The organism is Diaminobutyricibacter sp. McL0608, from assembly GCF_039613825.1.
In the GTDB taxonomy this organism is placed as follows: Bacteria; Actinomycetota; Actinomycetes; order Actinomycetales; family Microbacteriaceae; genus Diaminobutyricibacter.
Window position 1 is genome coordinate 1,970,851 of record NZ_CP154826.1, and the last position, 23,199, is coordinate 1,994,049.

19 protein-coding genes are annotated in these 23,199 nt (G+C 66.5%); 13 read left to right on the top strand and 6 right to left on the bottom strand.

Annotated elements, in window-relative coordinates; genetic code table 11:
- Nucleotides 1-2: 2 nt before the first annotated feature.
- The 12 genes from AAYO93_RS09305 (at nt 3) to AAYO93_RS09360 (ending at nt 13,638) form a co-directional block, all read left to right on the top strand.
- Nucleotides 3-1,337 (top strand): DUF58 domain-containing protein, encoded by a 1,335-nt coding sequence (locus AAYO93_RS09305; protein WP_345764697.1) that lies wholly within the window; start codon nt 3-5, stop codon nt 1,335-1,337.
- A complete protein-coding gene (locus AAYO93_RS09310) occupies nt 1,334-1,900 on the top strand; it encodes a hypothetical protein (protein WP_345764698.1) in 567 nt (188 codons plus the stop codon). The genes AAYO93_RS09305 and AAYO93_RS09310 overlap by 4 nt, the downstream gene beginning before the upstream one ends.
- A gap of 199 nt (nt 1,901-2,099) precedes the next feature.
- Nucleotides 2,100-4,985 (top strand): excinuclease ABC subunit UvrA, encoded by a 2,886-nt coding sequence (uvrA, locus tag AAYO93_RS09315; protein ID WP_345764699.1) that lies wholly within the window; start codon nt 2,100-2,102, stop codon nt 4,983-4,985.
- A 9-nt stretch (nt 4,986-4,994) separates the two neighbouring features.
- On the top strand, nt 4,995-7,037 hold the full coding sequence (gene uvrC / locus AAYO93_RS09320; protein ID WP_345764700.1) for an excinuclease ABC subunit UvrC: 2,043 nt from the start codon (nt 4,995-4,997) through the stop codon (nt 7,035-7,037).
- 37 nt (nt 7,038-7,074) lie between these two features.
- The gene (rapZ, locus tag AAYO93_RS09325) at nt 7,075-7,950 is read left to right on the top strand and encodes an RNase adapter RapZ (RefSeq protein WP_345764701.1); all 876 of its coding nucleotides are present in this window, start codon (nt 7,075-7,077) and stop codon (nt 7,948-7,950) included.
- An 85-nt stretch (nt 7,951-8,035) separates the two neighbouring features.
- Nucleotides 8,036-9,016, top strand: a complete 981-nt coding sequence (whiA, locus tag AAYO93_RS09330; RefSeq protein WP_345764702.1) for a DNA-binding protein WhiA — start codon at nt 8,036-8,038, stop codon at nt 9,014-9,016.
- Between the two features lie 136 nt (nt 9,017-9,152).
- Nucleotides 9,153-9,779: a superoxide dismutase gene (locus AAYO93_RS09335; protein WP_345764703.1), complete on the top strand. Its 627-nt coding sequence runs from the start codon at nt 9,153-9,155 to the stop codon at nt 9,777-9,779.
- A gap of 102 nt (nt 9,780-9,881) precedes the next feature.
- A complete protein-coding gene (gene gap, locus AAYO93_RS09340; RefSeq protein WP_345764704.1) occupies nt 9,882-10,889 on the top strand; it encodes a type I glyceraldehyde-3-phosphate dehydrogenase in 1,008 nt (335 codons plus the stop codon).
- A 15-nt stretch (nt 10,890-10,904) separates the two neighbouring features.
- A complete protein-coding gene (locus AAYO93_RS09345) occupies nt 10,905-12,122 on the top strand; it encodes a phosphoglycerate kinase (RefSeq protein WP_345764705.1) in 1,218 nt (405 codons plus the stop codon).
- Nucleotides 12,110-12,913 carry a triose-phosphate isomerase gene (gene tpiA, locus AAYO93_RS09350; RefSeq protein WP_345764706.1) on the top strand — a complete coding sequence of 268 codons (804 nt, stop codon included), beginning with the start codon at nt 12,110-12,112 and terminating at the stop codon, nt 12,911-12,913. Before AAYO93_RS09345 ends, tpiA begins: the two co-directional genes overlap by 13 nt.
- Before the next feature lie 68 nt (nt 12,914-12,981).
- Entirely contained in the window at nt 12,982-13,233 is a 252-nt protein-coding gene (secG, locus tag AAYO93_RS09355; protein ID WP_163289657.1) for a preprotein translocase subunit SecG, read from the top strand.
- A 36-nt stretch (nt 13,234-13,269) separates the two neighbouring features.
- Nucleotides 13,270-13,638 carry an RNA polymerase-binding protein RbpA gene (locus tag AAYO93_RS09360; protein WP_345764707.1) on the top strand — a complete coding sequence of 123 codons (369 nt, stop codon included), beginning with the start codon at nt 13,270-13,272 and terminating at the stop codon, nt 13,636-13,638.
- A 158-nt stretch (nt 13,639-13,796) separates the two neighbouring features.
- Here AAYO93_RS09360 and pgl read toward each other — a convergent pair whose 3' ends face one another.
- From pgl to tkt, 6 genes are read right to left on the bottom strand one after another with little or no spacing between them, the layout of a single operon-like run.
- Complete coding sequence (gene pgl, locus AAYO93_RS09365; RefSeq protein ID WP_345764708.1) at nt 13,797-14,567, bottom strand: 6-phosphogluconolactonase; 771 nt, start codon at nt 14,565-14,567, stop codon at nt 13,797-13,799.
- Nucleotides 14,564-15,535, bottom strand: a complete 972-nt coding sequence (locus tag AAYO93_RS09370; RefSeq protein WP_345764709.1) for a glucose-6-phosphate dehydrogenase assembly protein OpcA — start codon at nt 15,533-15,535, stop codon at nt 14,564-14,566. The genes pgl and AAYO93_RS09370 overlap by 4 nt, the downstream gene beginning before the upstream one ends.
- Entirely contained in the window at nt 15,532-17,073 is a 1,542-nt protein-coding gene (zwf, locus tag AAYO93_RS09375) for a glucose-6-phosphate dehydrogenase (RefSeq protein WP_345764710.1), read from the bottom strand. The genes AAYO93_RS09370 and zwf overlap by 4 nt, the downstream gene beginning before the upstream one ends.
- A gap of 27 nt (nt 17,074-17,100) precedes the next feature.
- The gene (locus AAYO93_RS09380; RefSeq protein ID WP_345764711.1) at nt 17,101-18,711 is read right to left on the bottom strand and encodes a glucose-6-phosphate isomerase; all 1,611 of its coding nucleotides are present in this window, start codon (nt 18,709-18,711) and stop codon (nt 17,101-17,103) included.
- Nucleotides 18,708-19,820: a transaldolase gene (gene tal / locus AAYO93_RS09385; protein ID WP_345764712.1), complete on the bottom strand. Its 1,113-nt coding sequence runs from the start codon at nt 19,818-19,820 to the stop codon at nt 18,708-18,710. Before tal ends, AAYO93_RS09380 begins: the two co-directional genes overlap by 4 nt.
- A gap of 39 nt (nt 19,821-19,859) precedes the next feature.
- The gene (gene tkt, locus AAYO93_RS09390; protein WP_345764713.1) at nt 19,860-21,953 is read right to left on the bottom strand and encodes a transketolase; all 2,094 of its coding nucleotides are present in this window, start codon (nt 21,951-21,953) and stop codon (nt 19,860-19,862) included.
- Nucleotides 21,954-22,231: 278 nt separating this feature from the next.
- On the opposite strand from tkt, the gene AAYO93_RS09395 reads away from it, so the two are divergent.
- Nucleotides 22,232-23,152: a heme o synthase gene (locus AAYO93_RS09395; RefSeq protein ID WP_345764714.1), complete on the top strand. Its 921-nt coding sequence runs from the start codon at nt 22,232-22,234 to the stop codon at nt 23,150-23,152.
- Nucleotides 23,153-23,199: the final 47 nt, after the last annotated feature.

The window sequence follows — 23,199 nt, forward strand, 5'->3', positions numbered from 1 at the left end:
CGATGACCGACAACGCTCGCGAAGCGGCTCCCGAGCCTCCGCCGACAGCATCCAGTCACGGATGGTCGATGAGCGCATCCGTGACCGCCGCCGTCGTCGTCGCCCTGCTCTGCCTCGGGATGGCGCTGGCCGTGTCGAACATCGAACTCGCCCTGGTGGGTCTACCACTCGCTCTCGGCGCCGCGGTCGCCTGGGACCGGCGACCGGTGACCCGCACACTCTCGGCCTTCTCCTCGACCACGAAGCGCGGAAGCGATCGGACGACCCTCGACTACACCGTGCACATCACCGCTGAAGAACGCGTCGACGCGGTGCACGTGCGACTGCGAACCCTCGGATCCCGACAGCGCGACTACCTCGTCGCGCCCGGCACGGCGACGGCGCTCTCCGGAACGATCGCCGTCCTCCATTCAGGACCGCAACGGTTCGTCGAGACCCGCTACAGGCTGGTCGGGGCGGATGCGTCGTTCCTGTCCGATCCGACCCTCCCGCTGTTCTCGGAACGCGTCGTGGAACCGGCGTACACCGCTCCGCGCAGCCTGCCGTTGCCGGAACGGCTCACGGGACTCACGGGACCGCACAGCTCGTCGCGGCCGGGCGACGGGGGCGAATTCCGGGACATCGACCGCTTCACGAGCGGGGACCGACTGCGACGCATCGACTGGCGCGCGACGGCACGACGCGCCCAGGCGCCCGGAGAACTGTACGTGCGGCGGACGACCGCGACCTCGGATGCGGCCATCCTGATCGTCCTCGACAGCCGGGACGACGTGACAGACGGGGTGGCCGAGTGGAGCAGCGGTGCTCCCCGGAACCGCGGCATCAGCTCGCTCGACCTCGCCCGCGAGGGTGCGAGTTCACTCACCGCCGGCTACATCCGAGCCGGTGATCGCGTCGGCTTCCACGACCTCGCCACGCAGACCCGCGCCCTCCGGCCGGGCGGAGGCGACCGCCAGCTCTATCGTCTGCTGGACGCGATCGCCCGCACCCGGCCATCCGGCTTCGCATCCGACCGCGTGCGTGCTCCGCAGGTCGTCCCCGGTGCGGAGATCATCGTCTTCTCGACCTTCCTCGACGATGAGGCCGCACACCTCGCCCTGCTCTGGAGGGCATCCGGGCACCGCGTCATCGGTGTCGACTCCCTTCCCGACCCGGTGACGACGGGGCTGGTCCGGCGCGAAGTCGTCGCCTTCCGCATCGTGATGATGGAGCGCGAGGAACGACTGCACCGACTGGGCGCGGCCGGGATCGACATCGTGCGCTGGCAGCGCTCCGGCGGCCGGCCCGATCGAGAGGCCGTGCTCCGGAACCTGAGCCGGCCGAGGAGCGTCCGGTGAGTTCGGAACCGACGAAGCTCGAACACGACGCCTCTCGTCACGCCGATGGGGCGCCGATGATCGGCCCTCATGTGACCGCCTGGGTGCTCCGCGGCGCCTTCTTCATCGTCGGGGTGGGTCTCGGACTGGTGGAGGGGACCTCGGCGTTCTGGAGCGGTGTCGTCGTCCTTCTCGCTGCAGCCGCCGTCGTGGTACCTCGATGGATGACGGCGTGGGTGATGCTGGTCGTTCTCGCGGGAACTGTGCTGACGCGCCATCCGGATCCGCTCGACTGGCACCCGTACCTGCTGGTGGCCGGCGTGCATGCCGCGCACGTGCTCGCATCCTGGATGCTCGTAATGTCACCGCGCGCACGCGTCCAGTTGCGCGCGCTGGCACCGTCGGCCCTCCGGTTCGCTGCGATCCAGGTTCCGTCGCAGCTGCTCATCGCTGTCACTCTGTGGCTCGCCTCGGCTACGGCTTCGCACGCGGCTCTTCCCGCGATCGCGGTCGTCGCCGCGGTGGCCCTCGTTTCTCTCTCGCTCGTCCTCCTCGGTCCACTCCTGCGTGAACGGCGACCCTGACCGTTCGGATGTCGGAGGGGTGGCTTAGACTCGCCGCGTACAGGACGCGCAGCACCACGGGGGAGCGCTACAATCGAAGATATGTTCGAACACGGGGTTTCGGACGATGGGGCATGGGGACGTGCCGCGCGAACGCGGCGACTGTCGCCGAGAGCGAACGTGGGCCGTCCCGCTTCACGAATAGCGGAGAATTGATCGAGTGAGTATCAACCAGGTGACCGGATCCCACCTCAGTGTGCGGGGCGCGCGAGTGCACAATCTGCACAACGTCGACCTCGAGATCCCCAGGGACTCACTCGTCGTCTTCACGGGCCTGTCCGGCTCGGGCAAGTCATCTCTGGCCTTCGACACGATCTTCGCGGAGGGCCAGCGTCGCTACGTCGAGTCGCTCTCCGCGTATGCCCGGCAGTTCCTCGGCCAGGTCGATCGACCTGACGTCGACTTCATCGAAGGGCTCAGCCCGGCCGTCTCGATCGACCAGAAGTCGACCAACCGCAACCCGCGTTCGACGGTTGGGACGATCACCGAGATCTACGACTACATGAGGCTCCTGTGGGCGCGCATCGGCGTTCCGCACTGTCCGGTGTGCGGTGAACCGATCCAGCGCCAGACGGTGCAGCAGATCGCCGACCAGCTCATGGAGCTCGAACCCGGCACCCGGTACCAGATCCTCAGCCCCGTCGTCTCCCAGAAGAAGGGCGAGTTCGTCGACCTGTTCAAGGAGCTCGCGGCCGGTGGATATTCACGTGCGCTCGTCGACGGCAAGCAGATCCAGCTGAGTGACCCGCCCACGCTCAAGAAGCAGTACAAGCACGACATCTCCGTGGTCGTCGACCGGCTCGTCGCCGGCCCCGACATCCTCAGCCGCCTGACCGACTCACTGGAGACCGCGCTCCGACTCACCGACGGACTCGTCCAGGTGAACTTCGTCGACCTCGAAGGGCCGGCGGCCTGGCGGTCCTTCAGCGAGAAGCTGTCCTGCCCCAACGGCCACCCGATCCAGCTCACCGAGATCGAGCCGCGAACGTTCTCGTTCAACGCACCATTCGGCGCCTGTCCAGAATGCTCCGGGCTCGGGACTCGCATGTCGGTCGACGAGGCGCTCCTGCTCGCCGACGACGATCTCAGCATCGCCGAGGGCGTCATCGTCCCCTGGACGACGCAGGGCAAGGGACTCTTCAACTACTACGAGAAGCTCCTGGACGGGCTCGCGCGCGATCTGGGATTCTCCCTGAACACGCCGTGGCGAGATCTGAGCGAAGAAGTCCGCAACGCAGTGATGCGCGGAGACAACTTCGAGGTGAAGGTGCGGTGGAAGAACCGCTACGGCCGCGAGATGAGCTACACCTCGGGATTCGAGGGCGTCGTCCCGTACATCGAGCGGCAATACATCCAGGCCGACACGGACACGCAGCGGGCGCGCTGGGCGGAATACCTGCGCGAAGTGCCGTGCCCCGTCTGCAACGGCAAACGGCTGAAGCCCGAGGTCCTCGCCGTCCTCATCCACGGCGCAAGCATCGCCGACGCGTCCGAGCTGAGTCTCACGGATGCCCGAGGGTTCATGGACAAGCTCCACCTCACCGACCGCGAGACGGCGATCGCCGCCCAGGTCCTGCGTGAGATCAAGGTCCGGCTCGACTTCCTCATCCAGGTCGGTCTCAACTACCTGAACCTGTCGCGCGCGGCAGCGACCCTGTCCGGTGGGGAGGCGCAGCGCATCCGGCTGGCCACTCAGATCGGGTCGGGCCTCACCGGCGTGCTCTATGTGCTCGACGAGCCCAGCATCGGACTGCACCAGCGCGACAACCGCCGCCTCATCGAGACACTCGTCGCTCTCCGCGACCTCGGCAATACGCTGATCGTGGTCGAACACGACGAAGACACCATCCGCACGGCCGACTGGATCGTCGACATCGGTCCGGGCGCCGGCGTCAACGGCGGCCACGTAGTCCACTCCGGGTCCTATGAGGAACTCCTGGCGAACACCCGATCGCTGACCGGCGACTATCTGGCCGGCCGCAGAGAGATCGAGACGCCGACGACCCGCCGCCCAATCGACCGCGATCGGATGATCACGGTCGTCGGTGCCGAAGCGAACAACCTGAAGAAGGTCACGGTGGACTTCCCGCTGGGCACCTTCATCGCCGTCACCGGGGTCAGCGGGTCGGGCAAGTCGTCCCTGGTGAACGACATCCTGTACCGCGTTCTCGCCAACCGGCTCAACGGTGCACGCAAGCTCCCGGGCAGGCACGGCAAGGTCACCGGACTCGACAACCTCGACAAGGTCATCCACGTCGACCAGGCGCCGATCGGACGCACGCCCCGATCGAACCCGGCGACCTACACCGGAGTGTTCGACCGCATCCGCACCCTCTTCTCCGAGACGCTCGAGGCCAAGACCCGTGGCTATCAGCCCGGCCGCTTCTCGTTCAACGTCAAGGGCGGCCGCTGCGAGGCGTGCTCCGGCGACGGCACGATCAAGATCGAGATGAACTTCCTGCCCGACGTGTACGTCGCGTGCGAGGTCTGCGGGGGAGCGCGGTACAACCGCGACACGTTGTCGGTGCATTACAAGGGCAAGAACATCGCCGAAGTGCTCGACATGCCGATCACCGAAGCGGCCGAATTCTTCCGGCCCATCTCGGCGATCCACCGCTACCTCCAGACACTTGTCGACGTCGGACTCGGTTACGTCCGGCTCGGGCAGAGCGCGACGACCCTTTCGGGCGGCGAGGCACAGCGGGTCAAACTGGCGACGGAGCTGCAGAGGCGCTCGAACGGCCGCAGTGTGTACGTGCTCGATGAGCCGACGACCGGCCTTCACTTCGAAGACGTGCGCAAGCTTCTGCTCGTGCTCAACGGGCTGCTCGACAAGGGGAACACCGTGATCGTGATCGAGCACAACCTCGACGTGATCAAGTCAGCCGACTGGGTGATCGATCTCGGCCCCGAGGGCGGTGCGGGCGGCGGGCAGGTCATCGCCACAGGCACACCGGAGCAGGTCGCCGAGACCCCGGGAAGCCACACCGGTGTCTACCTGAAAGAGATCCTTCCGGCGATCGAGCGCGCCAAGGGCGCTGCGTAGGACACGGGCGTGGCCGATACCGTCAGCTACCGGCCCAAGGCCGGCGAGATCCCGACGCAGCCGGGTGTCTACCGCTTCCGTGACGCGAATCGGCGGGTGCTCTACGTCGGCAAGGCGAAGAACCTGCGCGCGCGACTGAGCAACTACTTCGCGCCGCTGCGCAACCTCCATGACCGCACCCGCAAGATGGTCACGACCGCCGCATCCGTCGAATGGACCGTCGTGGCGACCGAGTTCGAGGCGCTGCAGCTCGAATACACGTGGATCAAAGAATTCAACCCGCCGTTCAACGTTCAGTTCCGCGACGACAAGACCTACCCATATCTCGCCGTCACCCTCGGCGAGGAGGTGCCTCGCGTCACGGTCACGCGCAATCGCAACATCAAGGACGCGCGGTACTTCGGTCCATACACGAAGGTCTGGGCGATCCGCGACACCGTCGACCTCATGCTCAAGGCATTCCCGATGCGGAGCTGTTCCGACGGCGTGTACCGGCGGGCCGAACTCACCGGGCGTCCCTGCCTGCTCGGTGACATCGGCAAGTGCGCCGCACCCTGCGTCGGCCGGGTGACCAAAGACGAGCACCGTGCGATCGCGGAAGACTTCGCGTCGTTCATGGCGGGCAACGACACGCGATACATCCGCGGCCTCACCGAGCAGATGAAGGCGGCGGCGAGCACCCAGGACTACGAATCGGCTGCGCGGCACCGGGACGCCATCCAGGCACTCGAGGCGGCGATGTCGAAGACCGCCGTCGTTCTGCCCGAGGGCGTCGACGCAGACTTCTTCGGAATCGCGCACGACGAACTCGCCGCTGCCGTACAACAGTTCATCGTTCGCGGCGGCCGCATCCGCGGTGTGCGCAGCTGGGTGGTCGACAAAGAACTCGACGTCGAACTCGGCGAACTCGTCGAGATCGTGTTGCAGAACGCGTACGAAGGCGTTTCTGCGCCGCCGCGGGAGATCCTCGTACCCGAACTGCCGGAAGACGCGGCCGAGCTCGAGCTCTGGCTGACCGCGCGACGACAGGAGAACGGTGACCCCGCCGCGTCGCGCGGAGCGCTCACGGGCAGAGTCGGTCTCCGCGTCGCGCAGCGCGGCGACAAGGCGGCGCTCGCCCAGACCGTCGAGATGAACGCGAAGAACGCGCTGATCCTCTACAAGACGCGACGGAGCTCGGACTTCGTCGCCCGCTCCAAAGCCCTCGGCGACATCCGGGACGCCCTCGGCATGGATGACGCCCCGCTTCGCATGGAATGCTACGACGTGTCCCACCTCAGCGGCACGAACATCGTCGCTTCCATGGTGGTGTTCGAAGACGGGCTGCCCCGCAAAGACCAGTACCGTCGCTTCAGCATCCCTGAGTCGACCGACGACACCGAGTCGATCTACCAGGTCATCACACGGCGGCTCGCATACCTCCGCCCGGACGCGGCGGAAGCCGTGGATGCGGCGGATGCGGCAGAAAGTCCGGACTCCGGGTTCGACGGCGCGCTCGAAGACGACGGCCTCGACGCCAACGCGCTCGGCGACACGGTGTCCGGCAGCGACGCCGCGGAACCGAGTACCCTCGACGACGAGCTCGCGGCGGCCGCAGAGAAGCGACGCGCGCGGTTCTCCTACCCACCGAACCTGCTCATCGTCGACGGCGGCCAGCCGCAGGTCGCGGCCGCCGCGCGTGCCCTCGAAGAATCGGGCGTCCAGGGCATCCAGCTCGCCGGAATCGCCAAGCGCCTCGAAGAGATCTGGCTGCCCGACTCCGACTACCCGGTCATCCTCCCGCGCAACAGCGATGCGCTCTTCCTCATCCAGCGCATCCGCGACGAGGCCCACCGGTTCGCGATCACCTACCAGCGTTCCCGACGCAAGCGCGACATCAGCTCCGTACTCGGGGAGATCCCCGGTCTCGGTCCCTCGCGGGTGAAGGAACTGCTCAAACATTTCGGCTCCGTCGCCCAGCTCAGGAAGGCGACACAGGAGGAAATCGCGGGGGTGAAAGGGATAGGACCCTCCCTAGCTGGGGCCATCCATGATCGCCTCGGCAGTCGATAGGCTGGAGGCACACCGACCGATCGGAGGCGCGACGCCCATGACCACCGAAAACGAGCAGCAGGAAGTGCTGATCGTCACCGGAATGTCGGGCGCCGGGCGGTCCACGGTGGCCAATGCCCTGGAAGACCTCGACTGGTATGTCGTCGACAATCTGCCGCCCCAGATGCTCCGGCCGCTCATCGAACTGGCCAGCAGGGCGGGTTCCACCCTTCCGCGCATCGCCGCGGTGGTCGACGTCCGCGGGCGCAATTTCTTCGCCGACCTCCAGGACATGGTGCAAAGCCTGCGAGACGGCACCAAGGTGCGGGTCCTTTTCCTCGAGGCCACGGATGCAGCACTCGTCCGGCGATTCGAAGCGGTCCGGCGCCCTCACCCCCTGCAGGGCGGGGGGACCATCCTCGACGGCATCACCGCCGAACGGACCCGGTTGCGAGAGATCCGTGAATCGGCCGACATGATCGTCGACACGTCCGACCTGAACATCCACCAGCTCGCGACGAGCATCACCGAGACCTTCGCCGCTGAAGACACAGCAGGTGTTCAGGTGACCGTCATGAGCTTCGGTTTCAAATACGGCCTCCCGTCCGACGCCGACCTCGTCTCCGATGCGCGATTCCTTCCCAATCCCTTCTGGATACCGGAGCTGAGGAACCTGACGGGGCAGGACGAAGAGGTGCGCGACTACGTTCTCGGCCAGCCGGGGGCACGCGAATTCATCGATGCCTATGTGGATGCGCTCACCCCGGTTCTGGCCGGCTACCAGCGTGAGAACAAACGGCATGCCACGATCGCGGTAGGCTGCACGGGGGGAAAGCACCGTTCCGTGGCGATAGCCGAAGAGCTCGTCACGCGCCTGCAGAGCCTTCCGGGGGTCGCCGTGACTGCGAAGCATCGCGACCTCGGCCGTGAGTGAACCCGGCACGACAAGCCAGGCCTGACCGCCGGCACACAGACACACTCGTTCGCGACAGCGATCGACGCGACAGATAGGACAGCGATTGGCTCTCACCGCCGACGTCAAAGACGAACTCTCGAAGGTCGAGGTCAGCAAGACCACGGTCCGCGCGGCAGAACTCGCGACCATCCTCCGGTTCTCCGGCGGTCTTCACCTGATCTCCGGGCGTATCGCCGTCGAGAGCGAGCTCGACACCCCTGAGCTCGCCCGTCGCGTGCGCAAAGACCTCGCAGAGCTCTACGGCGTCCGAAGTGAAGTGTCGGTCATCTCCGCGTCCGGCCTGCGCCGGACCAGCCAGTACCTCGTCCGCGTTCTCGACGGTGGCGAGACCCTCGCTCGCCAGACAGGGCTGCTCGACGCACGCCGCAGGCCCATCCGTGGACTTCCGAATCGACTGACCACCGGCTCACGCGAAGAACTCGCCGCCGTCTGGCGCGGGGCATTCCTCGCTCACGGCTCGCTCACCGACCCGGGCCGGTCCGCAGCGCTCGAGGTGACCTGCCCGGGCAACGAATCCGCCATGGCGCTCGTCGGCGCGGCCGGGCGGCTCGGGATCGCCGCGAAGGCGCGCGAGGTGCGCGGCGTGCACCGCGTCGTCATCCGCGACGGAGACGCCATCAGCGCGATGCTCGTGCACATGGGCGCAACCGGAACCGTGCAGAGCTGGGAGCAGCTCCGGCAGCGCCGCGAGGTGCGTGCCACGGCGAACCGTCTCGTGAACTTCGACGACGCGAACCTGCGCAGATCCGCCCAGGCCGCCGTGGCAGCGTGCGCCCGCGTCGAGCGCGCTCTCGAGATCCTCGCGGACGACGTGCCGGAGCACCTGCGTTACGCCGGCGAACTGCGCCTCAACTTCCGTGATTCGAGTCTCGACGAGCTCGGCCACCACGCCGACCCGCCCATGACGAAGGATGCCGTGGCCGGCCGCATCCGCCGGCTCCTCGCGATGGCGGACAAGCGTGCCGTCGACCTCGGAATCCCCGGCACGGACGCCAACCTCCCCGCCGACCTCGACGAGGTCTGACCGAAGCACCATCGCCGGGCGTTTTCAAGGGTGCAAGGTTCATCTTCTGCCGCCGCTCCGCCTCACTAGACTGGAAAAGTCGCTCGAAAGCCGTCGCGAATGGATCGCGTGCGGCAACGATATGAGGAGATGAGTAATGGCTGACTACACGCTCGCAGACCTTCCGTACGACTACTCGGCACTTGAGCCGAACATCAGCGGTCGGATCATGGAGCTGCACCACGACAAGCATCACAAGGCCTACGTCGACGGTGCGAACACCGCCCTCGCCAAGCTCGCCGAAGCACGCGACGCCGAGGACCTCACCTATGTGAACAAGCTCCAGAAAGACCTCGCGTTCAACCTCGCCGGCCACGTGAACCACACCGTGTTCTGGAACAACCTCTCGCCCGACGGCGGCGACAAGCCGGCTGGCGAGCTGGGTGCGGCGATCGACGAGTACTTCGGGTCCTTCGACAAGTTCCGCGCGCACTTCACCGCGTCCGCGCTGGGCATCCAGGGTTCCGGATGGTCGATCCTCGCCTGGGACTCGCTGGGGCAGAAGCTGATCATCGAGCAGCTGTACGACCACCAGGGAAACCTGGCCGCCGCAACGATTCCGCTGCTGCTGCTCGACATGTGGGAGCACGCGTTCTACCTCGACTACGTGAACGTGAAGGCCGACTACGTCAAGGCATTCTGGAACATCACGAACTGGGTGGATGTGGACAAGCGCTTCCAGGCGGCGCGCGAAAAGACCTCGGGGCTCCTGCTACTGTCGTAGCGGGAATGGTGTCCCGGGTGGATCACCGCCCGGGACGCCGCCGTCCGCATTTCATCCCCAAATATGCGCCGCTCGGCGCCTCTGAAGTAACAGGAGACATTTGTGTCCGTAAAGATCGGAATCAACGGGTTCGGTCGCATTGGTCGTAACTTCTTCCGCGCCGCGCTGGCCAAGGGCAGCGACCTCGAGATCGTCGCGGTCAACGACCTCACCGACAACAAGGCACTTGCGCACCTTCTGAAGTACGACTCGATCACCGGTCGTCTCGACGCGACCGTCGAACTCGACGGCGACAAGATCGTCGTCAACGGCAAGCCGATCATCGTCCTCGAGGAGCGCGACCCGGCCAACCTTCCATGGGGCGAGTTGGGTGTCGACATCGTCATCGAGTCCACCGGTCGTTTCACGAAGTCCGAGGATGCGCGCAAGCACATCGCCGGCGGTGCCAAGAAGGTCATCGTCTCGGCACCTGCGACCGGTGACGACGTCGCCACGATCGTTCTCGGCGTCAACGAGGAGACCTACGACAGCGCCGTGAGCGACATCCTCTCGAACGCGTCGTGCACCACGAACTGCCTTGCGCCGCTCGCCAAGGTCCTGCTCGACAACTTCGGCATCGAGCGTGGTCTTATGACCACGGTCCACGCCTACACCGCCGACCAGAACCTGCAGGACGGCCCGCACAGCGACCTCCGCCGTGCGCGCGCCGCAGCCGCGAACATCATCCCCACCTCGACGGGCGCCGCGAAGGCTCTCGGCCTGGTCATCCCGGCCCTTGTCGGCAAGCTCGACGGCTACGCGCTCCGCGTTCCTGTCATCACCGGTTCGATCACCGACCTCACGGTCGAGGTCTCGCAGCCCGTCACCGTCGCCGAGGTCAACGCTGCGTACAAGGCTGCCGCGGAGGGCCCGCTCAAGGGGATCCTGAAGTACACGGAAGACCCGATCGTGTCCACCGACATCGTCAGCGACCCGCACTCGTCGATCTTCGACGCCGGTCTCACCAAGGTGATCGGCACCCAGGTCAAGGTCGCGTCGTGGTACGACAACGAGTGGGGATACTCGAACCGCCTGGTCGACCTCACCGAGTACGTCGCAGACCGCCTCTAGCAGCAGGGAACCGACGTGACGCTTCGCACATTGGATTCACTCGGTTCGCTCGCCGGAAAGCGCGTCATCGTCCGCTGTGATCTGAACGTCCCCCTCAAGGACGGCCAGATCACGGACGATGGCCGTGTGCGAGCGTCGATTCCCACGCTGAACGCCCTGATCAACCAGGGCGCCAGGGTCGTCGTGGTCTCCCACCTCGGCCGGCCCGAAGGCGCCCCGGATGCCCGGTACAGCCTCGCTCCGGTCGCACAGCGCCTGTGCGAGCTCCTCGGCAAGCCGGTGACCTTCGCACGCGACACGGTCGGCGGCGGCGCCCGTGAGGCCGTCGAAGGCCTCGAAGACGGCGATGTCGCCCTGCTCGAGAACCTCCGCTTCAACCCGGGGGAGACGAGCAAGGACCAGACCGAGCGCGAAGCCTTCGCCTCCCGCCTGGCCGAGTTCGGCGACGCATTCGTGAGCGACGGCTTCGGCGTCGTCCACCGCGAGCAGGCAAGCGTGTACGAGCTCGCGAAGCTCCTCCCGAGTGCAGCAGGACAGCTCATCGCAACCGAGCTCGACGTGCTCGATCGACTCACCGAGAACCCCGAGCGGCCGTACGTGGTCGTTCTCGGCGGTTCGAAGGTCTCCGACAAGCTCGGCGTGATCGGCCACCTGCTTCCGCGGGTGAACTCCCTGCTCATCGGCGGCGGCATGCTGTTCACCTTCCTTGCGGCTCAGGGTCACAAGGTCGGGTCGAGCCTTCTCGAGGCCGACCAGATCGACACGGTCAAGGGCTATCTCGAGCAGGCACAGAAGCTCGGTGTCGAGATCGTGCTTCCGCGTGATGTCGTCGTCGCCTCGAAGTTCGGTGCGGATGCGGAGCACGTGGTTCGCCCGATCGACGGGATCGAGGACACCCCGTGGGGCGCTTCCGGTCTCGGTCTCGACATCGGTCCCGCGACGTCCGAGTTGTTCGCCGAATACGTCCGTTCCGGTCGCACCGTGTTCTGGAACGGGCCGATGGGTGTGTTCGAACTCGCACCCTTCGCCGCGGGCACGAAGGCGATCGCCCAGGCGCTCACTGAGATCGACGGCCTCGGTGTCGTCGGCGGCGGTGACTCGGCGGCGGCCGTTCGCGCACTCGGATTCAGCGATGACCAGTTCGGTCACATTTCTACCGGTGGTGGGGCGAGCCTCGAATTCCTCGAAGGCAAGCACCTGCCCGGCCTGGAGGTCCTCGGATGGCAGCAGTGAGCTCGTCGGTGCGGCGCACGCCGCTGATCGCCGGCAACTGGAAGATGAACCTCGATCACCTGCAGGCGATCGCGTTCGTCCAGAAACTCGCGTGGACGCTGAAAGACGCCAATCACGACTTCAACACCGTCGAGGTCGCTGTCTTCCCACCCTTCACGGACCTTCGCAGTGTGCAGACGCTGATCTCTGCCGACAAGCTGCCTTTGGCTTTCGGTGGGCAGGACGTGTCCGAGCACGAATCGGGGGCGTACACCGGAGAGATCTCCGCGCACTTCCTGTCGAAGCTCGAATGCCGCTATGTCATCATCGGCCACTCCGAGCGACGCACGCTGCACGCAGAGACGGACGAGCAGGTCGCCGGCAAGGTGGCAGCGGCGATCTCGCAGAACCTCGCGCCGATCATCTGCGTCGGCGAGACTGCTGAAGATCTCGAGGAGCACGGGCCGAGCGCCATCCCAGTCTCGCAATTGCGGGCGGCGCTCGCGCACGTCACCACCGCGGCCGACATCGTCGTTGCATACGAGCCGGTCTGGGCCATCGGCTCCGGCCAGGCTGCGACGCCCGAGCAGGCGGAGCAGGTCGCAGCGGCTCTGCGCGCAGTGCTCGTCGAGGTCCTCGGTGAAGACGTCGCAGCGAAGACGCGCATCCTCTACGGCGGCTCCGTGAAGTCGGGAAACATCGCCAGTTTCATGCGAGAGCCGAACGTCGACGGGGCTCTCGTCGGCGGCGCAAGCCTCGACGTCGACGGGTTCGCCGCCATCGTGCGATACCAGAAGCACGTCGGTCTGTGACGCCTGCGGTTATACTGGTCTGTGGTCTTCCCGGGCGCTGAGCCCGGACGTTCCCCGAAAGGTTTCTCGTGCAAATTCTCCAGGTCGTCCTGCAGGTGCTGCTTGGCATCACCAGCCTCCTGCTGACCCTGCTCATCCTTCTGCACAAGGGTCGTGGTGGCGGTCTTTCAGACATGTTCGGCGGTGGCGTCACCTCCAACCTCGGAGCATCCGGAGTTGCTGAACGCAACCTTAATCGCATCACCGTGATCCTCGGCCTGATCTGGATCACGTGCATCGTCGTACTCGGACTCATCACCAAGTTCGATACTGGCGCCTGACCACAGCACATCGGCCTGCGGGCCAAAGGAGGAACAATGGCATCCGGTGGAAGCGCAATTCGGGGTTCGCGTGTAGGCGCAGGCCCTATGGGGGAGCAGGACCGCGGCTACCACGCTGAGCGTATCTCCGTCTCGTACTGGGACGCCCTGGGCAATGAGACGGTGCGGCATTTCGCAGCGAACCTTCCCGACGACGAGATTCCCGACATCATCGATTCGCCGTCGTCGGGGCTTCCCGCCGGGCGTGACAAGGACAACCCGCCGTCGGTGGCCAAGCTCGAGCCGTACAAGACGCATCTCGCCTACGTGAAGGAACGGCGCACGGAAGATGAGGCCGAGCAGCTCCTCGAAGACGCCCTGACGCAGCTTCGCGCGCGTCGCGGAAAGCTCAGCGCAACAAACTAGCGCTCACGTGGAAAGGCCCCGACGGATGTTCCGATCGGGGCCTTTCCACGTCTACTCACTACGAAACCGTACTGGGCAGCATGCGGAGGGCGCTCGCGTGCGGCCGCAGCATGCCACGGCGCGCCGGGCGGGGATCGGCGCGCCAAGTAACCGGCGCGTCAGTAAGACGGTGCGATCAGGTTCGCCGGCACTTCGGCCGCCGCGTCCTGGTCGACGAAGAAAACCGTGCGCTTACGACCCTTCGCGCCCGCGACAGGCACTTCGGTGTAGCTTGCGCCCGCGAGTGCGAGACCCAGCGCAGACGCCTTGTCTTCCCCGGCAAGGACGAGCCAGATGCGGTCCGAGGAGTTCAGCACTGGGCGGGTGAGGCTGAGCCGTTCCGGCGGCGGCTTGGGGGAGTCGTGCACGGCCACGACGGTGGCCTCGGTCTCGCGGATGCCCGCGCGGTCCGGGAAGAGCGATGCGATGTGGCCGTCGGGCCCGACACCGAGGAAAGTGATGTCGAAGCGCGGATGCCGTCCTCCGTCGGGCGCATATGCAGCCAGTTCGTCCGCGTAGGCCGCAGCGGCCGCGTCGAGGTCGTCGAGCTCATCCGACGCCGCGAAGGGGTGGATGTTCGCGGCTGGGACCGCGATGTGGTCGAGGAGCGCTTGACGGGCTGCCAGTTCGTTCCGCTCGGCGTCCGCCTTCGGAACCCAGCGCTCGTCGCCCCACCAGAAGTGGACTTTCGACCAGTCGACGCTGTCCCGAGCCGGGGAGTCGTTGACGGCCTGAAGTACGGCGGTTCCCACCGTTCCGCCGGTGAGAACGATGTTCGCGCCCCCGAGGTCGTCGATGATGTCGACGGTCTTCGTGAGGAAGCGTGCTGCAACGGAACCCGTGAGTGCCTGCTTGTCCGGGTGGACGAGCACCCGTCGTTCGTTGGTCATCGCGTCGCGCCCACTCCTTCGTCGGCGGCCTCAAGCTCTTCGAGGCCCTTGGTGATCACCTCGCCGTACAGGTCGTCGGGGTCCAGCCTACGCAGTTCTTCAGCGAGGCAGTCGCGCAGATTGCGGCGTGGCAGCGAAAGGTCGTGGGTGGGCTGTCCCGGTTCGGAGAGCCGCGCGATGTCGGGGATCTCCCGTTCGAGCTCGATGATTCCGGATGCGCGCCCCAGGCGCACGCCGTGAATGCCGCTCGAACCGGTCGCACGCGACGTGAGATCGTGCTGCACGGGTACCTGGAGCTGAAGGCGCAGCCAGGCAGCAAGGAGCACGGTCGACGGGGAGTCGGCCGCACCGGCGACCTCGACGGTCTCGACGGCCTCGTAGGGCGGCTGGTCGAGCACAGCGGCGAGCTGCGCCCGCCAGAGCGTCAGCCTCGTCCAGGCGAAGTCGGTGTCTCCCGGCTTGTACGTGCGCGACAAGTGGCGAAGCGCCTCGTGCGGGTCGGGCTGGGCGGACGCATCCGTGATCCGCCGGGTCGCGATGCGGCCGAGCGGCGACGCGGACACGACCTCGGGCGCGGCGCCTGGCCACCACGCCACGACGGGCGCATCCGGAAGGAGCAGACCCGTCACGAGACCTTCCTCGTCGCTGGCGGTCTCGCCGTACGCGCGCAGCACGATGACTTCGCTCGCTCCGGCATCGCCTCCGACGCGGATCTGCGCGTCGAGCCGGCCTTCCGTTTCGGTGGGCGTGACGTGGTTGGGGTCCTGTGTCGAAACCACGATCACACGCATCGGGTGCTCACGCGATGCGTCGTTGGCGGCTTCGATCGCCTCCTCCTCCTGGCCGAGGTGAGTAGCGATGACGAGGGTGAGTACGCGACCGAGCGCGACCGCGCCGCCCTCCTCGCGGATCTTGACGAGCGCCTTCGATACTTTGCTCGTCGTGGTGGCGGGAAGATCGACGATCATGGGCGTCTCCAGGTTCGGCCGTCGCGAGCCAGAAGCTCGTCGGCGGAGCTCGGGCCCCAGGTTCCGGGGCGGTACTGTTCCGGCTGACCCAGCGTCGCCCAGTACTCTTCGATCGGGTCGAGGATCTTCCAGGAGAGTTCGACCTCTTCGTGACGCGGGAAGAGCGGCGGGTCTCCGAGGAGTACGTCGAGGATGAGCCGTTCGTAGGCCTCGGGGCTGGCCTCGGTGAAGGCGTGGCCGTAACCGAAGTCCATGCTCACGTCGCGCACCTGCATGCCGGCGCCAGGAACCTTCGACCCGAAACGGATGGTCACGCCCTCGTCGGGCTGGACGCGGATCACGAGCGCGTTCTGGCCGAGAGCGGAGGTCTGGCTTTCGGCGAACAACTGCTGCGGCGCCCGTTTGAAGACGACGGCGATCTCCGTCACCCGACGTCCGAGGCGTTTGCCCGCACGGAGGTAGAACGGCACGCCGGCCCAGCGACGGGTTCCGATGCCGAGCTTCATGGCGGCGTAGGTCTCCGTGGTGGAGTCCGGGTTCATCCCGTCTTCCTCGAGGAAGCCGACGACCTTCTCGCCACCCTGCCAGCCGCCGGAGTACTGTCCTCGTGCCGTCGCCGTGCTGAGGTCAGCCGGGAGCCGGACGGCCGCGAGCACCTTCTCTTTCTCGGCGCGCAGGTCAGCGGCGTCGAACGAGATCGGCTCCTCCATCGCCGTGAGGGCGAGGAGCTGGAGAAGGTGGTTCTGGATGACGTCGCGGGCCGCGCCGATTCCGTCGTAGTACCCGGCACGACCGCCGACACCGATGTCTTCGGCCATCGTGATCTGAACGTGGTCGACGTAGTTCGCGTTCCAGATCGGCTCGTACAGCTCGTTCGCGAAGCGCAGGGCCAGGATGTTCTGGACCGTCTCCTTGCCGAGGTAGTGGTCGATGCGGAACACCGAATCGGGCGGGAAGACCGACTCCACGACAGCGTTCAGCTCACGGGCGGTCTTGAGGTCGCTCCCGAACGGCTTCTCGATGACCACGCGCCGCCAGTGTCCCGGCTCCTGCGTTGCCAGGCCGGAGCGGCTGAGCTGCTTGGTCACGAGAGGGAAGGCCTTCGGCGGGATCGACAGGTAGAAGGCGTGGTTTCCCATCGTGCCGCGTTCGACGTCGAGCTTGTCGACCGTCTCCTTCAGCCGCTCGAAGGCCGCTTCGTCGTCGAACTCACCGGAGACGAAACGGATGCCCTGAGCAAGCTGCTGCCAGACCTCGTCCTGGAACGGGGTGCGCGAATACTGCTTGACCGCGTCGTAGACGACCTTCTCGAAGTCCTGGTCCTCCCAGTCCCGCCGGGCGAACCCGACGAGCGAGAAGCCAGGCGGGAGCAGTCCACGGTTGGCGAGGTCGTAGACCGCCGGCATCAGCTTCTTGCGCGACAGGTCACCCGTCACACCGAAGATGATGAGGCTGCTCGGGCCGGCGATGCGATTGAGTCGCTTGTCGTACGGCACCCGTAGCGGGTTGAACTCCGGGGTGATTTCCACCGGGGACATTGAGCTCCTTGGTTCGCGTTGATGCGCCTAGTTGACCGCGTCGAAGAGAGGCACGAGGTTCGCCTCCGGGTCGGTGAGGTTGAGAGTGAGAACGGGGCGGCCGTGGTCGGCGAGCACGCTCGCGTCGCCGTTCGCCTGGGCCTGGATCAGCTGTCCGAACGTGAAGGGACGGTCAGGGATCTCCAGGTCTTCGGGGGCGTTCTCGGTGATCTGCAGGAACACGCCGACCGCGGGGCCGCCCTTGTGGAACTGACCCGTCGAGTGGAGGAACCGCGGTCCCCAGCCGAACGTGACCGGGCGGTTGGCCTTGGCCGCGAGCAGGTCGCGCAGACCTTCTAGCTGCGGGAGCGCGATGCGGTCGACGTAGGCCTGGACCGAGACGTAGCCGTCGGGTCCGAGCTGGGCGAGCAGCGCATCCACCGCGCCGGAGAGCGTGTCCGCACCCGAGACGACCGCCTCGGATCCGCGGACCTCGATGCCGTCGGCCACGAAGGCCGGCGTCGTCGGTTCGGGCCTGTTGTCGAGGAGTCCCCGGGCAGCGATCTTCGCCGACTCCACATCGGGCTGGTCGAACGGGTTGATTCCGAGAAGGCGACCGGCGACGGCCGTCGCATACTCCCACACCAGGAACTGCGCCCCGAGGCTGCCGGAGACGAGGATCTCTCCGTGGTGCCGGTCGGACGGGAACAGGTGGCGTGCGTCCGCGTTGTCGACGATGCGGACGAGCTGGAGGTCCGGCAGGTTCGCGGCGACCTCGGGAGCGAGCTTGTCAAGGACGACCGGGAGGATTCCCGTGCCCTGCTTGCCGGTGGACTCGGCGATCAACTGCTCGGCCCAGTCGGGGAGACCGATGATGTGCGTGCCGTCGGAGATGAGCCCCAGCTTGTCCTTGAGCGGATTGCTTCCGGCGATCGCAGCGCCCAGGATGAGCCCGGGGTTGGTGGGATCGTCGATGGCGAGCTCGAGCGAGATGGTCTCGGCCTCTTCGAGCAGCTCTTCGATGTCGACACCGGCCAGTCCGGAGGGGACCAGGCCGAAAGCGGTCAGGGCCGAGTAACGGCCGCCGACGTTCGGGTCCGCATTGAAGACGCGGTACCCCGCCTCACGCGCCGCGCCGTCGAGCGGCGAGCCCGGGTCGGTCACGACGATGATCCGCTCGCGCGGGTCGATGCCCGCGTCGCGGAAGGCCTTCTCGAAGACGCGACGCTGGCTGTCCGTCTCCAGCGTCGACCCCGACTTGCTCGAGACGACGAGCGCCGTCGCTTCGAGACGATCGCGGAGCGCGGCGAGAACCTGTCCGGGAGCGGTCGAGTCGAGGATGGTCAGTTCGACCGCGGCCGTCTGGGTGATGACCTCGGGTGCGAGAGACGAGCCGCCCATCCCGGCGAGCACGATCCGGTCGACGCCCTTGGACCTGAGTTCGTCGCGCAGAGCGAGGATCTCGGGCACGAGCGGGCGGGAGATGGCGACTGACTCAGTCCAGCCGAGGCGCTTGGAGGACTCGTCTTCCGCATCCGGACCCCACAGCGCCGCGTCCTGCGCCGTGATACCGGACGCGACGAGGTCGGCCACGAGCTGGGGGAGAGCGGCCTTGACGGCCTTCTCAGCAGCCCCGGAGACGTGGACCTTGAAGCTCATTTCGCTGCCTCGAGCGCGGCGGTCACAGTGTCGAGAAGTTCATTCCAGGAGACGACGAACTTGTCGACGCCTTCTCGCTCGAGAAGGGCGGTGACCTCGTCATACGAGATGCCGAGCGCCTCGATCGACTGCAGGACCGCGGCAGCCTCGGCGTACGAACCGGTCACGATGTCGCCCGTGATTACGCCGTGGTCGTACGTGGCGTCGAGGGTCTTCTCGGGCATCGTGTTGACGACTCCAGGGGCGACCAGCTGCGTCACGTAGAGCGTGTCGGGGAGGCTGGGGTCCTTGACCCCGGTGGATGCCCACAGCGGCCGCTGCAGGTTCGCGCCGGCGTCGAGGAGCGCCTTGGCACGGTTGGTCGCGAAGGCCTCTTCGAACGCCTGGTAGGCGAGCTGGGCGTTCGCGACGCCTGCCTTGCTCTTGAGCGCAAGTGCCTCATCCGTGCCGATGGCGACGAGGCGCTTGTCGATCTCCGTGTCGACACGGGAGACGAAGAACGACGCGACCGACTGGATGCCCGACAGGTCGATCCCGGCGGCTTTCGCCTTCTCCAGGCCGGTGAGGTACGCATCGATGACCTGGCGGTAGCGGTCGAGGCTGAAGATCAGGGTGACGTTGACGCTGATGCCTGCCGCGATCGTCTCGGCGATGGCCTCCAGACCCTCGACCGTGGCCGGGATCTTGATGAGCACGTTGGGCTTGTCGACCTTGGCGGCGAGCTTCTTCGCCTCGGCGATCGTTCCGGCCGCGTCGTGGGCGAGTCCCGGCTCGACCTCGATCGACACCCGGCCGTCGACGCCGTGCGTCGCCTCGAAGATCGTGTGGAAGATGTCGCTCGCGTCGGCGACGTCGTCGGTCGTGATCTCGAAGACCGCGTCGACGACGCCCGTTCCGGCCTTGGCCAGTTCACGCACCTGCTCGTCGTACGCCTCGCCCTTGGAGAGGGCGGTCGCGAAGATCGTCGGGTTCGTGGTGACACCGACGACGTTCTTGTCGTCGATCAGCTTCTGCAACCCACCCGACTTGATGCGCTCACGCGAGAGGTCATCGAGCCAGATGCTGACTCCGGCTTCGGAGAGCTGGGCGGTGGGTGTTGCGTCTGTCATTTCTTCTCTTCTCTTCAGGTGACGTCTCGTGGCCCGGTCTCAGAGAGATCCGAGCGATTCCTTGGCAGCCGCGACGGCATGCTCGGTGGTCATGCCGAACTCGCGGAACAGGGTCTTGTAGTCGGCGGATGCACCGAAGTGCTCGATCGACACGCTGCGCCCGTGGTCGCCGACGTACTTGCGCCACGTGAGGTCGATGCCGGCCTCGATGGAGACGCGCGCTTTGATCGACGCCGGAAGGACGGATTCGCGGTACTCGTCGCTCTGCTCTTCGAACCATTCCAGGCTGGGAGCAGAGACCACGCGGGCATTGATGCCTTCGGCGCGCAGAGTCTCACGCGCATCCACCGCGATCTGCACCTCGGAGCCGGTCGCGATGAAGATCACGTCGGGAGTTCCGCCGGGGGCTTCGGCCAGGACGTAGGCGCCCTTGGCAACGTTCTTCGCCGCAGCGAAGGTGTCACCGCTCGCATCACCGTCGCCGCGTGCGAAGACCGGGATGTTCTGGCGCGTGAGTGCGATGCCCGCCGGCCCCTTGCGGCGTTCGAGGATCGTCTTCCACGCCCACGCGACCTCGTTCGCGTCGCCCGGGCGGACGACGTCGAGGTGCGGGATGGCGCGCAGCGTCGCGAGCTGCTCGATCGGCTGGTGGGTCGGTCCGTCTTCGCCGAGCGCCACCGAGTCGTGCGTCCAGACGAAGATCGACGGCACCCGCATGAGCGCGGACAGGCGGACCGCCGGGCGCATGTAATCGCTGAAGATGAGGAAGGTGCCGCCGAATGCGCGGGTCGGACCGTGCAGCACGATGCCGTTGGTGATCGCCGCCATCGCGTGCTCGCGGATGCCGAAGTGCAGCACCCGGCCGTAGGGGTTTCCGGTCCATTCGTGCGTGGAGCGCTCGGCGGGAACGAACGACGCCGCGCCCTCGATGGTGGTGTTGTTCGACTCGGCGAGGTCGGCGGAACCGCCCCACAGCTCCGGCATGATCGACGCGATCGCGTTGATGACCTTGCCGCTCGCCGCACGGGTCGAAATGTCCTTGCCGGCTTCGAACTCGGGAAGAACCGCCTCGACGCCCTCAGGCAGTTCGCCCGTCAGCAGTCGCTCGAGCAGTGCCTTGCGGTCCGGATTGGCATCTGCCCAGGCCTCGAACGCCACATCCCACTCGGCGTGCGCCGCGATGCCGCGGTCGATCGCGTGGCGGGTGTGCTCGATGACCTCGGGGTCAACGTCGAAGGTCTTCTCGGGGTCGAACCCGAGGACCTTCTTGACGGCGGCCAGTTCGTCGGCGCCGAGCGCGGACCCGTGGATCTTGCCGGTGTTCTGCTTCTTCGGGCTGGGCCAGCCGATGATCGTCTTCAGGATGATCAGGGAGGGCTTGTCGGTGACCGCCTGCGCGGCGAGGATCGCCTCGTGGAGCGCGACGACGTCTTCGCTGTAGACGCCCGACTTCTTCCAGTCGACGACCTGGACGTGCCAGTGGTACGCCTCGTAACGCGCCTTCACATCTTCGGTGAACGCGATGTTGGTGTCGTCCTCGATCGAGATCTGGTTGCTGTCGTAGATCGCGATGAGGTTGCCGAGCTCCTGGTGGCCGGCGAGCGAGGAGGCCTCGGAGCTCACACCCTCCTGGAGGTCGCCGTCTCCGGCGATCACGTACACGAAGTGGTCGAACGGGCTCGTGCCCGGCTCGGCCTCGGGGTCGAAGAGCCCGCGCTCGAAGCGGCTGGCGTAGGCGAAGCCGACGGCCGACGAGATGCCCTGGCCGAGTGGGCCGGTGGTGATCTCGACACCGTCGGTGTGCCCGTACTCCGGGTGACCCGGGGTCAGCGAGCCCCAGGTGCGGAGTGCCTCGAGGTCGGACAGCTTCAGGCCGTCTCCGGCGAAGTAGAGCTGGATGTACTGGGTCAGCGAGCTGTGACCCGCCGACAGGATGAATCGGTCACGCCCGAGCCAGTGGTGGTCCTGCGGGTCGCGCTTCATCACTTTCTGGAAGAGCAGGTAGGCAGCCGGTGCGAGGCTCATGGCAGTGCCGGGATGCCCGTTGCCAACTTTCTCGACCGAATCCGCTGCGAGGACGCGAGCGGTGTCTACTGCTTTGTTGTCAATGGGATCCCATTGCAGAGCTGCCACGTGAAAACTGACCCTTCGTAGAGAGGGTGACGGGCCGTCATGTCCCGCACCGATTGAGGTAGTGCGCGCCGCGGACGTCTTCGGCGCCTGACGCGTGCACCCGTGCGGGACCTGCAAAGAGGGCCGGGGGTGAAGGCGCTTCGGCTGGCGAGCATCTCCAAGTATAGGTAACACGCAGGAAACGTGGCGTGTTCCCGTAACGTGCGCGCAATGCGGGAGCGTGCCGCGCTCCGGCGATGCCCTAGAATCGTGTGGGGGATTCGAGCGTTAGAGGAGCAATGGACGTCGCTGTAGAGAGCCGAGTAGACCCGGGTCGAATCGGCGCACGGCGCAAGTTCAAGGCCTACCTGGCCCTCACGAAGCCCCGAGTCGTCGAACTCCTGCTCGTGGTCACGGTTCCGACCATGATCCTCGCGCAGAACGGCATCCCGAACCTCCTCCTGGTGCTCGCCACCGTCGTCGGCGGCGCGATGAGCGCCGGTTCCGCGGGAGCGTTCAACTGCTATTTCGACCGCGACATCGACCGCGTGATGAACCGCACCAAGAACCGGCCCCTGGTCACCGGCGAGCTCTCCGACCGTGAGGCGCTCGTCTTCGCGTGGGGGCTCGGCGCGGCCTCCATCCTCGTCCTCGGCTTCCTCGCCAACTGGCTGGCCGCGGCGCTGTCGCTCGTCGCCATCCTTCTCTACGTCGTCTTCTACACCCTGATCCTGAAGCGCCGCACCCCGCAGAACATCGTCTGGGGCGGCGTCGCCGGCTGCATGCCTGTGCTCATCGGCTGGGCAGCGGTGACCGACTCGCTCGCCTGGGCACCGTTCATCCTGTTCTTCATCATCTTCCTGTGGACGCCTCCGCACTACTGGCCGTTGTCGATGAAGTACCGCGACGACTACAAGTCGGCGGGCGTGCCGATGCTGGCTGTCGTCCGCGGGCGCGCCGTGGTCGGGCTCCAGGTCATCCTGTATGCGTGGGCGACCGTGGCATGCTCGCTCCTCCTCATTCCTGTGGCGCACATGGGCGTCCTCTACACGGCGGTCGCCCTCGGCACGGGCGGCTGGTTCATCTACGAATCGCACCGCCTCTACAACCTCGCTATCCGGCATGAAGTCGTCTCGCCGATGCGCGTGTTCCACGGCTCCATCGCCTACCTCACATTGCTCTTCCTTGCGATCGCGATCGACCCGCTGCTGCCCTTCTGACACTGACCCCGTCATACACTGGCCGATCGCGTCGCCGGACCGTAAGG

Bases quoted from the DNA above. Each gene is read 5' to 3' on its own strand.
- pgl (WP_345764708.1), bottom strand. From the start codon at position 14,567: ATGACCAACGAACGACGGGTGCTCGTCCACCCGGACAAGCAGGCACTC.
- AAYO93_RS09335 (WP_345764703.1), top strand. From the start codon at position 9,153: ATGGCTGACTACACGCTCGCAGACCTTCCGTACGACTACTCGGCACTT.
- tpiA (WP_345764706.1), top strand. From the start codon at position 12,110: ATGGCAGCAGTGAGCTCGTCGGTGCGGCGCACGCCGCTGATCGCCGGC.
- AAYO93_RS09305 (WP_345764697.1), top strand. From the start codon at position 3: ATGACCGACAACGCTCGCGAAGCGGCTCCCGAGCCTCCGCCGACAGCA.
- AAYO93_RS09360 (WP_345764707.1), top strand. From the start codon at position 13,270: ATGGCATCCGGTGGAAGCGCAATTCGGGGTTCGCGTGTAGGCGCAGGC.
- zwf (WP_345764710.1), bottom strand. From the start codon at position 17,073: ATGTCCCCGGTGGAAATCACCCCGGAGTTCAACCCGCTACGGGTGCCG.
- tal (WP_345764712.1), bottom strand. From the start codon at position 19,820: ATGACAGACGCAACACCCACCGCCCAGCTCTCCGAAGCCGGAGTCAGC.
- AAYO93_RS09370 (WP_345764709.1), bottom strand. From the start codon at position 15,535: ATGATCGTCGATCTTCCCGCCACCACGACGAGCAAAGTATCGAAGGCG.
- AAYO93_RS09395 (WP_345764714.1), top strand. From the start codon at position 22,232: ATGGACGTCGCTGTAGAGAGCCGAGTAGACCCGGGTCGAATCGGCGCA.
- AAYO93_RS09380 (WP_345764711.1), bottom strand. From the start codon at position 18,711: ATGAGCTTCAAGGTCCACGTCTCCGGGGCTGCTGAGAAGGCCGTCAAG.
- rapZ (WP_345764701.1), top strand. From the start codon at position 7,075: ATGACCACCGAAAACGAGCAGCAGGAAGTGCTGATCGTCACCGGAATG.